A 10,666-nucleotide genomic window follows, 5' to 3' on the forward strand; every position below is an offset into this window, starting at 1 on the left:
CGTTTGGATGTGGTCCAAACTGGCGATTGCGTCCCGCTGCACCTCGGGGCGACGCCGGCAGCCTCGGCTTCATGCCCCGGCGAGGAGAGACAGCCGTGATCAACAGATGTTCCACTTGGGCCGTCCTGGCCCTCGCCGCGGCCACCGTGCTGCTGCCCGCCGTGCCCGCTCGGGCCGATGACAAGAGCGTCGGCGCGCCGCAGGCGGCCAATCCGGCGGCCTCCAACGGCACGAGCGTGGGCAACTTTCGTCCGCCCGAGAGCTGCCTGAAGGAATTCACGCCGCTGCGCGACGAGGCCGCCCGCCGCGCCCAATTGCTGAAGATGGCGCCGGGACACCGATTCGCGCCAGGAGAGGCCTGCCGGCTGGTGCATGATTACGAGCTCGCCCAGACCAAGATGCTCGAATACGCCGTCGCGCATGCCTCGACCTGCGGCATCCCGGCCAAAATCACCGACCAGCTCAAGGCGAATCACGAAAACACCCTGACCGTGATGCGTAAGGTCTGCACCGTGACATGGAACGTTGCGCCCGGCGTGGGCTCGTTCCTCTCCGCGTCCGGACCGAAGCAGCCCGGTTGAGCGAAGGCTTCCGACCGGCGCGAGGACATCGTCACCGAGCGGAAGCGGAGATGAACGAAATCCGAGGCTGGATCTCGGAATGCAAATCAGCGGCCCGTGGGTTCACCGGCATGGAACCGCGGCTGCGTCCCTGCGCCGCGGGGGCGGCCAACTCCGCAGTTGTGCTGGGCGGGCGAGAATCGTAAAAGCCCCGGATTGGATCGCGCTTTCGTCCGGAAGTGTTGAGGATTCTTGGTCTTGCCGGAGAACCAGCCTTGATCAGCCGCCATCCCATCGTGCCATTCGTCGTCGCTGCTGCCCTGCTGTCCAATGGCGGCCATGCAATGGCGCAAGGCGCGTTTCCCGCGCCGCTGCCGGGCCAGACTCAAACCCAGACGCAGAGCAACGCTTCACCGTTTCCGCCCATCAATGGCAGTGCGCCCGCGCCTGCGCCGATGGCGGCGCCCGCCAATGCATTTCCCCCTGCCGGCCCGGCGGCTTTCGGTGGCGGCGGCGGTGGCTTCGCGGCGCCGCCGCAGCAGGTCGGCCCCGGCGAAAGCTGCATGAAGGAGTTCGTGCCGCTGCGTGAGGAGGCCGAGCGCCGGGGCAAGCTGATCCAGGCTGCGAGCAAGCGCAAGGCGACCCCGGTCGAGGCCTGCAAGCTGTTCAAGAGCTTCAGCCAGGCCGAGGTCAAGATGATCAAATACATCGAGGCCAACTCGGCACGCTGCGGCATTCCCGGCCAGATCGCCGAGCAGTTGAAGACCAACCACAAGGGCACCGAGGGCATTCAGCAGAAGGTCTGCACCGTCGCCGAGCAGATGCAGAAGGGCGGCGGCCCGGCCGCCCAGCCTGGCCTGAGCGACGTGCTCGGCACGTCGGCTGCACTGCCGGAGGCGAATGCGACGAAGAAGGGCGGCTCGACCTTCGATTCGCTCACCGGCAACCCGCTCACCCGATGAGCGACAGCGCCGTCCGCGTAGCTGACGCGACCGGCAACTGGGTCGACACGCTGGCGCCGGTGTGGAGCCGGCCGTATCTGCGGCTCGCCCGCTACGATCGCCCGATCGGGTCGTGGCTGCTGCTGATGCCGTGCTGGTGGTCGGCCGCGCTGGCTGCGGGGATTTCCGGCGACCTCTCGATGCTTCCGCTCTGGGTCGGCTTGTATTTCGTCGGCGCCTTCGCGATGCGCGGCGCCGGCTGCACCTGGAACGACATCACCGACCGCGACCTCGACGCCAAGGTGGAGCGTACGCGCTCCCGGCCGATCCCCGCCGGGCAGGTGGGCGTGAAGCAGGCGCTCGCCTTCCTGGTGGCGCAGGCCCTGGTCGGCCTCGTGGTGCTGCTGCAATTCAACCGCTTCGCGATCGGCACGGGCATCGCCTCGCTGCTCATCGTCGCGATCTATCCCTTCATGAAGCGCATCACCTGGTGGCCGCAGACGGTGCTGGGGCTGGCCTTCTCCTGGGGCGCGCTGATGGGCTTTGCCGTCGCGTTCGGCCGCATCGATGCGACCGCGCTGCTGCTCTACGCCGGCTCGATCTGCTGGGTGATCGCCTACGACACGATCTACGCGCATCAGGATGCGGAGGACGATGCGCTGATCGGCATCAAGTCGACGGCGCGGCTGTTCGCCGAGCGCACGCATCTGGCGCTGGTGGTGTTCTATTCGCTCGCGGTCGTGCTGATCGGAGCAGCCTTCGCCACCGCTCATGTGCACGTGGCGGCGTGGCTGGGCCTCGCCTGCTTCGCCGCGCATCTCGCCTGGCAGGTCCGCAGGCTGAACACCGCGGATCCCGCGCTGTGCCTGCGGATTTTCAAGTCCAACCGCGATGCTGGATTGCTGCTGTTCGCCGCTCTCCTGGTCGACGCCGTGCTGCGCGCGAGCTGATCAGCTCCGCGCGATGATCTCGCGTTCGCCGCGATGGACCGAGGCGGGATTGAGAAGGTGCCCGACACGGCGGCGCATCAGGAAACGCGGACGGCGCGACCGGATGGCATTGCGGCGCCGGCGCCGCGGCGCAGCGTCGCGCTTCGGCTCCTGAAGCTGCGGCAGCGCGAAGGTCTCGCTCCACATCGCCCAGGCGGTCACGATCTCGTCCTGGTCGTCGCTGACGCAGATCGGGATGCTCAGCGAGGGGTCGCGGTGCGCGAGGATCAGCATCATCTGCGTGTCGTCGATCTCGCGCAGCGCGATGCCGAGGAAATCGCTGACCCGGAGGTTCAGGGCCATGCGCATGCCGCTCACGGCACGGCGCAGGACCACGCGCTCCCGGTGCAGTTCGATCTGCCGGATCCCGCCATCGGCACGGGTGTCGTGCGCGCTGTACGAGACGGGCAGGGAAAGAGGGTCGAGCCGCAGGACGCGGCCCGACCCAGCGGAATTGCTTCCGCCTGTTGCTGTTTGACGCCTCACGGCTCGGTCTCCCCGCCGGGATTATGTTCCCGGTCGATACGTGAGACCTTGCCACGCGAGCGGCCCGTATCAGCTTAAGAAGCCTGGTTAATCAGTCCTCACGCCCGACCCTCTTACCGTCATGATTGACAAGCGCTTGCCCAGCATGATTGACGAGACCTTGCCGATTTGCCGACAATCCGATGTGGTGTCTGACCTGCTGCTTGAAGTCGGCGTGATCAGGCCACATTTCGTCTGGATTGAGCCGTCTTAGCCGCCACCTGACATCGATCGGATCGTGTTCGTGACCTCTTCCCCAACAGCTGCCGCATCATCGACCTCCGCCCATTCAGATCTGCTCGATCAGTCCGCCCTGAGAACGCTCGCCGAGCGGCTGGTCGAGGCCGCGAAGAAGGCCGGCGCCGATGCCGCCGATGCGATCGCCGTGCGTGGCATCTCGCAGGGCGTGGAGGTGCGTGACGGGCGCGTCGAGGAATCCGAACGCTCCGAAGGCGACGATGTCGGCTTGCGCGTGCTGGTCGGCAAGCGCCAGGCCGTGGTGTCGACGAACGACGTCAGCGGCGACGGCGTCGCGCGGCTCGCGGAGCGCGCGGTCGCGATGGCGCGCGTGGCGCCTGATGACAAATATGTCGGGCTCGCCGATCCAGAGCTGCTGGCGCGCGAGATTCCGGAGCTCGACCTGCTCGATCCGCACATCCCGGGGACTGCGGAGCTGGAGCGGCGGGCCCAGGAAGCGGAGGCTGCGGCGCTCGCGGTCAAGGGCGTCACCAAGTCGGGCGGCGCGTCGGCCTCGGCCGGCATCGGCGGCATGGTGCTGGTGACGAGCAGCGGCTTTCACGGCGCCTATCTGCGCTCGAGCCAGAGCATCTCGACGACCGCCATCTCCGGCGAAGGCACCGGCATGGAGCGCGACTACGACTACACGGCCGCACCGCATGGCGCCGACCTGCTGGCACCCACGGCCGTCGGCCGCAGCGCCGGCGAGCGCGCGGTGGCGCGCGCCAATCCGCGCAAGGTCGCGACCTGTCAGGTCCCGGTCGTGTTCGATCCCCGCGTGTCGGGCTCGCTGGTCGGCCATCTCGTCGGCGCCATCAACGGCGCCTCGATCGCGCGCAAGACCAGCTTCCTCAAGGACAAGCTCGGCGCGCAATTATTCGCCAAGGGCATCCGCATCATCGACGATCCCTTGCGTCGGCGCGGCCTGCGCTCGCAGCCCTTCGACGCCGAGGGGGTGAAGGTGAAGAAGACGGCGCTCGTCGACGACGGCGTGCTGACGACCTGGCTGCTGGATTCCGCGACGGCGCGCGAGCTGGGTCTCGTGACCACCGGCCACGCGCATCGCGGCGTCTCGTCCTCGCCGTCGCCGGGCCCGTTCAATCTGCATCTCGAGGCCGGCGTCGTGACGGCCAAGGAGCTGATCTCCGACATCAAGCAGGGCTTCTACGTCACCGACCTGATCGGCTCCGGCGTCAATGGCGTCACCGGCGACTATAGCCGCGGCGCCTCCGGATTCTGGATCGAGAATGGCGAGATCGGCTATGCCGTGAGCGAGGTGACGATCGCCGGCCATCTGTTCGAGATCTTCAAGTCGATGACCCCGGCTAGCGATCTCGAATTCCGCTATGGCGTCAATGCGCCGACGGTGCGCATCGAAGGGCTCACGCTTGGCGGACGGTGAGCTCGAGACATCCGGCGAGACCGGCCCGGCGGCTGATGCCGGGCTGCTGAAGGAGGCGGTGCGCGAGGCCGGCGAGCTGGCGCACGCGATGTTCGGCACCGAGCTGCGCAAATGGACCAAGGGCGCCTCGTCGCCGGTGTCCGAAGCCGACATGGCGGTCAACGCGCTGCTCGAAGACCGGCTGCGATCGGCAACACCGGAGTATGGCTGGCTGTCCGAGGAGAGTGCCGACGACCCGGCCCGGCTCGGCCGGCGGCGGGTCTGGATCGTCGATCCGATCGACGGCACGCGCTCCTATCTCGGCCACCGAAGCGACTGGTGCGTCAGCGTCGCGCTGGTCGAGGACAATGTGCCGGTCCTGGCTGCGGTCTATGCCCCGGTCACCACCGAGTTCTTCTTTGCGGCGCGGGGACAGGGCACGCTGCTCAACGGCCAGCCGGTCCGTGCCAGCGAAGGGACTGCGATCGACTTTGCACGCGTCGCCGGTCCCAAACCGCTGGTTGAAAGATTAGCGCATGCTTTGCAGCCGATCGAGCTGCATCCTCGTATCGGGTCCCTGGCGCTGCGGTTGTGCCGGGTCGCGCATGGCGCGCTCGATGCCGCTTTTGCAGGCGGACAAAGCCGCGATTGGGATCTTGCGGCGGCTCATCTGATCGTGCAGGAAGCGGGTGGTAAAATGACCGCGTTGTCCGGCGAGCCGATCCACTATAATCGTCCGGAGGTGGTGCACGGGGTGCTGGTGGCAGCGGGCCGCGACCGACATGCTGATATCGTCGCGCAGTATCGCAGATTACCGCCGGTCTGAACGGTCCCCGAGCGGCACTCTCCCGGACTTCACTTTCCGGATTTCATCTTCCGGACTTCACGGTCGAGCTCGCCTGCAAGGCGTTGATTAGGAACGGACCCGATGACAGATAGCGCCTCGCAGCAGCTCCTTCACCTCGTGATCGGCGGCGAGCTCGTCAACCTCGACAAGAACGAGTTCAAGGATCTCGACAAGGTCGACATCGTTGGCGTGTATCCGAACTATGCGGCGGCCCACGCCGCCTGGCGCGCCAAGGCCCAGATGACGGTCGACAACGCCCACATGCGCTATTTCATCGTTCACCTGCACCGGCTGCTCGATCCCGGCCAGGACGCGAAGTAAGACGCGAAGCTTTCGACTTGAAACATCTGATCCGCAATACGCTGCGCAGCGGCTGGTTCCAGCGCGCCGTCGGGTTCCTCGCGGCCGAGTACCTGCGTCTGGTGTGGCTCACCAACCGCTTCACCTTCGAGCCGCCCGACGTCTACGAGATCGTCGAGCCGCAGATGCCCGCGATCTTCGCGTTCTGGCACGGCCAGCATCTGCTGACGCCGTTCATCAGGAACAAGCCGAGCTATCGCGCCAAGGTGCTGATCTCCAAGCATCGCGACGGCGAGTTCAACGCGATCGCCGCCGAGCGGCTCGGTATCGGAACCATCCGCGGCTCGGGCGATCACGGTGGCTCCTTCCACCGGAAAGGCGGGGTCGGGGCGTTCAGGGAGATGGTGCAAGCGCTCGAAGACAACTATAACGTTGCATCGACCGCCGATGTGCCGAAGCGCGCGCGGATTGCGGGTCTCGGCATCATCATGCTCGCGCGTGAGTCAGGACGTCCGATCATGCCCTTCGCAATGGTCACGAGCCGCTTCATCCGTCTGAAGAATTGGGACAGCACCACCATCAATTTGCCATTCGGCCGCGGCGCATTGGTGGGAATCAAGGAAATCAGCGTGCCGCGCGATGCCGATGCCGCCGCCATGGAGCAGGCCCGCCTCGATCTCGAGGCGACGCTCAACGAATGCATGCGCCGCGCCTATGCGATCGTCGGCCGGCCCGAAGCCTGCCCGCCGCCGGTGAATTCGGGAGCCGACTCCTTGGGAGCCGGCTCTTCGGGAGCGGACTCTTTGGGAGCATCCAATGGCTAGCCCGCTGCCGATGGCCCTGCGTGTCTACCGCGGGTTGTCCTCGGCGGCGGTGCCGCTTGCTCCGGCCCTGATCAGGCAGCGGCTCAAGCGCGGCAAGGAGGATCCGGAGCGCAGCGACGAGCGGCGCGGCCTCAGCCACGACACCCGCCCGCAGGGACCTCTGGTCTGGATACACGGGGCCAGCGTCGGCGAAGTGCTGGCGGCTGCGGCGCTGATCGAGCGGCTGCGGGCGCTCAACATCCGCATCCTGATCACCTCGGGCACGGTGACGTCCGCGGCGATCGTCGCCAAACGTTTCCCGCCCGACGTCATCCACCAATACGTCCCCTACGACACGCCGCGTTTCGTCGAGCGCTTCATCGATCATTGGCGGCCGTCGCTCGGCCTGTTCATCGAATCTGATCTGTGGCCGAACCTGATCCTCGCCGGCGCGTCGCGGCGGGTGCCGATGGTGGTGATCAACGGCCGCATGTCGCAGCGCTCGTTCCCGCGCTGGCGCCGGATGGCCGGTGCGATCTCCGCGCTGCTCGGACGCTTCGATCTCTGCCTGACGCAGTCGCAGGCGGATGCGGAGCGGTTCTCGGCACTCGGCGCCCGCAACGTCATCACGACAGGCAATCTCAAGCTCGACGTGCCGGCGCCGCCGGCCGATGCGGCGAAGCTCGACCGGCTCACCGCGATGACGCGCGGTCGTCCGGTGTTCGTCGCGGCGTCCACGCATCCCGGCGAGGAGGAGATCCTGATCGCCGCCCACAAGGCGTTGTCGGCGTCGCATTCCTCGTTGCTCACGGTGATCGTGCCGCGGCATCCGCATCGCGGTCCGGCGGTTGCCGAGCTCATCGCCGGCGCGGGGCTGCAAGGCGCGCTGCGCTCGCGCGAGGAGCAGCCGCTCGCCGGCACCGACATCTACGTCGCGGACACCGTGGGCGAGCTCGGCCTGTTCTACCGGCTGGCGTCGGTCGTCTTCGTGGGCGGATCGCTGGTCGAGCATGGCGGCCAGAATCCGATCGAGGCGGTCAAGCTCGGCGCGGCCGTCGTGCACGGCCCCCATGTCTTCAACTTCACCGATGTCTATGACGCGCTCGACAAGGCCGCCGGCGCCCGGCTCGCCCATGATCCGGAAGCGCTGGTGCGGCAGCTCCGGCAGCTGCTGGCCGAGCCGGAGGCCTGCAACGCGCTGGTCGCGGCCGGATCGCGCGTCGTCGACCAGCTCGGCGGCGCGCTGGAGCGGACGATGACGGCGCTCGAGCCCTATCTGCTGCAGGTCAGGCTGGAGATGGGGGCTGCCGGCGATGCGTGAGCCGGCCTTCTGGCATCGGCCTCCGACCTGGCAATCGCGATTGTTGTCCCCGCTCTCGATGCTGTATGGCGCCGTCGCCGCGCGCCGCATGGCCCAGCCGGGCATCAAGGCCGGCGTGCCCGTGATCTGCGTCGGCAATTTCCACGTCGGGGGTGCCGGGAAGACGCCGACCGTGCTGGCGCTGACGGCCCTGCTGCACGAACTCGGCGAGCATCCGGTGGTGCTGAGCCGCGGCTATGGCGGCCGGCTGCCGGGACCGGTACTGGTCGACCCGGCCGCTCATGTCGCCGCCGATGTCGGCGACGAGCCGCTGATGATGGCAGCTTCCGTCCCTGTGGTGGTGTCGCGTGCGCGCGCCGACGGGATCGGATTGGCGAAGGCGCAAGGCGCGTCCGTCATCCTGATGGATGACGGTTTTCAGAATCCGTCGATCGCCAAGGATCTCGCGCTGATCGTGATCGACGGCGGCCGCGGTCTCGGCAATGCCCAGGTGTTTCCCGCCGGACCGCTGCGCGCGCCGCTGCCGCCGCAGCTGGCGCGGACCGACGCCCTGATGGTCATCGGCCGTGGTGAGGCCGGGGAGGCTGTCGCATCCCGCGTGGCGGCGGCGGGCAAGCCCGTTCTCAGGGCGCAGCTGCGGCCGGATTCGCGCGTGGTCGCGGCGCTCGCCGGACGGCCCATCCTGGCCTTCGCGGGCATCGGCGACCCCCAGCGCTTCTTCAGAACATTGCGGGTAAGCGGGCTCGAGATCAGGGCGGAGCGGGCGTTCCCCGATCACCACCCCTTCAGCGCCGATGACATCGCGGCGCTCGTGCAGGCGGCCACGCGCGATGGGCTGACGCTGGTCACGACCGAGAAGGATCTCGCGCGGCTGCGCGGCCGCCGATGGGATCATCCGGAGCTTGCGCCGACGGCCTTTCCGGTGACCTTGCAGTTCGATGATGACATGGCGGTCCGCGCCTTGGTGGCGCAGCGGCTGTCAGCGTCGCGGCGGCCCTAGCCGTTCGCCTTCAGCGCGCCGGGATAGTGGCGCTGCAGGACCGCGCTCGGCAGCGCATAGGCCTCCTGGAGGTCGACGCTCCAGTATTTCAGCTCGTCGAGCGGAATCCGTGCATCGGTCACCGCGCAGCGCACGTAGCTTCCCGGTGAGATCACGCGGAAATCACCATCCAGATACTGCACCTGCGCTTCCCCCTGGCCCGAGGGACCGAACTTGTTGAGCACGTCCGCGATCTCCAATCCATGTACGCCGCCGCCGCGCGCACAACCCGACGATATCAGGCAGTTTTCGTAGCATAGATAGGGGGGACTGTCGCTTCCGCAAACCCACTGATTTGTGATGCGGTGCCTCAAAGGACCGTGCTAGCTAGGATTTTGGGTCTCCGCCGCTTGTCTCGTCCGGCTGGTTTGATGCGCTTCCTCGCCACCGTCGTCGCTGTCCTGCTCTGTGCCACGGCATCGCTGGCCGCCGCGGAGCCATTGCCGGTCGCGGTCGAGATTCCCTCCGGCGGCTACGTGTTGCACGCGCAGCTTTATACTCCGGTGGGGAAGGGCCCTTTTCCGACCGTGATCGCGCTGCATGGCTGCGGCGGACTGGCCGGCCGCACCGAGCCGGTGCTGCCGCGCTACCGCGACTGGGCGCTCGACCTCGTCAAGGACGGCAAGGCGGTGCTGCTGCCGGACAGCTACGGCTCGCGCGGTCTCGGCCCGCAATGCCGTGTCAAGGAGCGTCGCATCAGCGGCCGGCGCGAGCGGGTCGCAGACATCGTCGCCGCGCAGAAATGGCTGCTGCAGCAATCCTGGGCGATGCCGGACCGCATCAGCCTGGTCGGCTGGGCGAGCGGCGCCAGCGCGCTGCTCTGGGCGGTGCGGCCGCAACTGCCCGACCATGTCTCGCCGGACTTCCGTGCGGCCATCGCCTTCTATCCGGATTGCCGCGCCTCGTCGGGCCTGGGCTGGAGCGCGCGCGTGCCGACGCTGATCCTGATCGGCGGTCTCGACGACGTCTATTCGCCGCCGGCCTGCCGGCAGATGATCGACGGCGCCCGCGGCCGCAGCGCGCTGACGCGCATCGTGGTCTATCCCGGTGCCTATCACGATTTCGACCGGCTCAATCTGCCGGTCCATCAGGTGGCGGGCGCCGATGCCGCCGCCCCCGAACGCGGCCATGTCGGCTCCGATCCCGAAGCCCGCGCCGATGCGCAGAAGCTCGTGGCCGACTGGCTGGCGCGCTAAGGCGCCGTCAGAACAGGCTGCCCTGATCGGCGGGATCGGGCGTGCGCTTCGGCGCCGCCGGCTTGCTCTCCCGCGCAGGCTTCGGCGCGGCGGGAGCTGATGCCGGGACAGGGCTTCCCGCGCCGGCCGTCGCCGCGATCCTGCCATCGGCGAACTCGATCGACAGCGCCGCACCCGATTCGATCCCTGCCGCCTGGTGCAGCGGATGGCCGGCCTCGTCGCGCACCAGCGCGAAGCCGCGGGCCAGCACGCTGCGATACGACAGCGCCGACAGCAATTGGCCGGCGTGATCGGTCCGCGCCCGCAGCCGCAGGATCGAGGTGGCCAGCGCGCGGCTGGCGCGATCGGCGAGCCGCTCGGTGCGGTCACGCTCGCGCGCGATCGCCTGCCGCTTGGCCTGCGCATAGGCCTGGCGCGACGCCTTGAAGCGGGCGTCGAGCGCCTCGAAGCGCTCGCGCCGCCGGTGCAGCAGCGCGCGCGCCGACAGCGACAGCCGCTCGGAGGACACCACCAGGCGATGATCGGCC

Annotated in this window: 13 protein-coding genes; 10 read left to right on the plus strand and 3 right to left on the minus strand. The window is 68.1% G+C overall.

Annotation, left to right across the window (positions count from 1 at the left end; all coding sequences use genetic code 11):
• Nucleotides 1-146: 146 nt before the first annotated feature.
• The 3 genes from BRAS3809_RS07040 (at nucleotide 147) to ubiA (ending at nucleotide 2,451) form a co-directional block, all read left to right on the plus strand.
• On the plus strand, nucleotides 147-581 hold the full coding sequence (locus BRAS3809_RS07040; protein ID WP_240535615.1) for a hypothetical protein: 435 nt from the start codon (nucleotides 147-149) through the stop codon (nucleotides 579-581).
• Nucleotides 582-835: 254 nt separating this feature from the next.
• On the plus strand, nucleotides 836-1,522 hold the full coding sequence (locus BRAS3809_RS07045; protein ID WP_008961398.1) for a hypothetical protein: 687 nt from the start codon (nucleotides 836-838) through the stop codon (nucleotides 1,520-1,522).
• Nucleotides 1,519-2,451 (plus strand): 4-hydroxybenzoate octaprenyltransferase, encoded by a 933-nt coding sequence (gene ubiA / locus BRAS3809_RS07050; RefSeq protein WP_008961399.1) that lies wholly within the window; start codon nucleotides 1,519-1,521, stop codon nucleotides 2,449-2,451. Before BRAS3809_RS07045 ends, ubiA begins: the two co-directional genes overlap by 4 nt.
• Here ubiA and BRAS3809_RS07055 read toward each other — a convergent pair whose 3' ends face one another.
• Nucleotides 2,452-2,976, minus strand: a complete 525-nt coding sequence (locus tag BRAS3809_RS07055) for a DUF6101 family protein (RefSeq protein WP_008961400.1) — start codon at nucleotides 2,974-2,976, stop codon at nucleotides 2,452-2,454.
• Nucleotides 2,977-3,259: 283 nt separating this feature from the next.
• Between BRAS3809_RS07055 and BRAS3809_RS07060 the strand changes: the two genes are divergently transcribed.
• The 6 genes from BRAS3809_RS07060 (at nucleotide 3,260) to lpxK (ending at nucleotide 8,904) form a co-directional block, all read left to right on the plus strand.
• A complete protein-coding gene (locus tag BRAS3809_RS07060; RefSeq protein WP_008961401.1) occupies nucleotides 3,260-4,654 on the plus strand; it encodes a TldD/PmbA family protein in 1,395 nt (464 codons plus the stop codon).
• A gap of 58 nt (nucleotides 4,655-4,712) precedes the next feature.
• On the plus strand, nucleotides 4,713-5,459 hold the full coding sequence (locus tag BRAS3809_RS07065; protein ID WP_008961402.1) for a 3'(2'),5'-bisphosphate nucleotidase CysQ: 747 nt from the start codon (nucleotides 4,713-4,715) through the stop codon (nucleotides 5,457-5,459).
• A 102-nt stretch (nucleotides 5,460-5,561) separates the two neighbouring features.
• On the plus strand, nucleotides 5,562-5,801 hold the full coding sequence (locus tag BRAS3809_RS07070; RefSeq protein ID WP_008961403.1) for a DUF4170 domain-containing protein: 240 nt from the start codon (nucleotides 5,562-5,564) through the stop codon (nucleotides 5,799-5,801).
• A 17-nt stretch (nucleotides 5,802-5,818) separates the two neighbouring features.
• Nucleotides 5,819-6,604 (plus strand): lysophospholipid acyltransferase family protein, encoded by a 786-nt coding sequence (locus tag BRAS3809_RS07075; protein ID WP_008961404.1) that lies wholly within the window; start codon nucleotides 5,819-5,821, stop codon nucleotides 6,602-6,604.
• Nucleotides 6,597-7,904: a 3-deoxy-D-manno-octulosonic acid transferase gene (locus BRAS3809_RS07080; RefSeq protein ID WP_008961405.1), complete on the plus strand. Its 1,308-nt coding sequence runs from the start codon at nucleotides 6,597-6,599 to the stop codon at nucleotides 7,902-7,904. Before BRAS3809_RS07075 ends, BRAS3809_RS07080 begins: the two co-directional genes overlap by 8 nt.
• Nucleotides 7,897-8,904 (plus strand): tetraacyldisaccharide 4'-kinase, encoded by a 1,008-nt coding sequence (gene lpxK / locus BRAS3809_RS07085; RefSeq protein WP_008961406.1) that lies wholly within the window; start codon nucleotides 7,897-7,899, stop codon nucleotides 8,902-8,904. Before BRAS3809_RS07080 ends, lpxK begins: the two co-directional genes overlap by 8 nt.
• Here the strand turns inward: lpxK and BRAS3809_RS07090 are convergent.
• Nucleotides 8,901-9,128: a DUF2093 domain-containing protein gene (locus tag BRAS3809_RS07090; RefSeq protein ID WP_012041933.1), complete on the minus strand. Its 228-nt coding sequence runs from the start codon at nucleotides 9,126-9,128 to the stop codon at nucleotides 8,901-8,903. The genes lpxK and BRAS3809_RS07090 overlap by 4 nt on opposite strands.
• A gap of 186 nt (nucleotides 9,129-9,314) precedes the next feature.
• Between BRAS3809_RS07090 and BRAS3809_RS07095 the strand changes: the two genes are divergently transcribed.
• Entirely contained in the window at nucleotides 9,315-10,139 is an 825-nt protein-coding gene (locus tag BRAS3809_RS07095; protein WP_008961408.1) for a dienelactone hydrolase family protein, read from the plus strand.
• Nucleotides 10,140-10,146: 7 nt separating this feature from the next.
• On the opposite strand, the gene BRAS3809_RS07100 is transcribed toward BRAS3809_RS07095, so the two are convergent.
• Nucleotides 10,147-10,666: exodeoxyribonuclease VII large subunit (locus BRAS3809_RS07100; RefSeq protein WP_035655627.1), on the minus strand; the 520-nt coding region annotated here is incomplete at its 5' end.

The sequence above is a fragment of the Bradyrhizobium sp. STM 3809 genome (assembly GCF_000239795.1).
In the GTDB taxonomy this organism is placed as follows: Bacteria; Pseudomonadota; Alphaproteobacteria; order Rhizobiales; family Xanthobacteraceae; genus Bradyrhizobium.

Bases quoted from the DNA above. Each gene is read 5' to 3' on its own strand.
- ubiA (WP_008961399.1), top strand. From the start codon at position 1,519: ATGAGCGACAGCGCCGTCCGCGTAGCTGACGCGACCGGCAACTGGGTC.
- BRAS3809_RS07095 (WP_008961408.1), top strand. From the start codon at position 9,315: ATGCGCTTCCTCGCCACCGTCGTCGCTGTCCTGCTCTGTGCCACGGCA.
- lpxK (WP_008961406.1), top strand. From the start codon at position 7,897: ATGCGTGAGCCGGCCTTCTGGCATCGGCCTCCGACCTGGCAATCGCGA.
- BRAS3809_RS07070 (WP_008961403.1), top strand. From the start codon at position 5,562: ATGACAGATAGCGCCTCGCAGCAGCTCCTTCACCTCGTGATCGGCGGC.
- BRAS3809_RS07080 (WP_008961405.1), top strand. From the start codon at position 6,597: ATGGCTAGCCCGCTGCCGATGGCCCTGCGTGTCTACCGCGGGTTGTCC.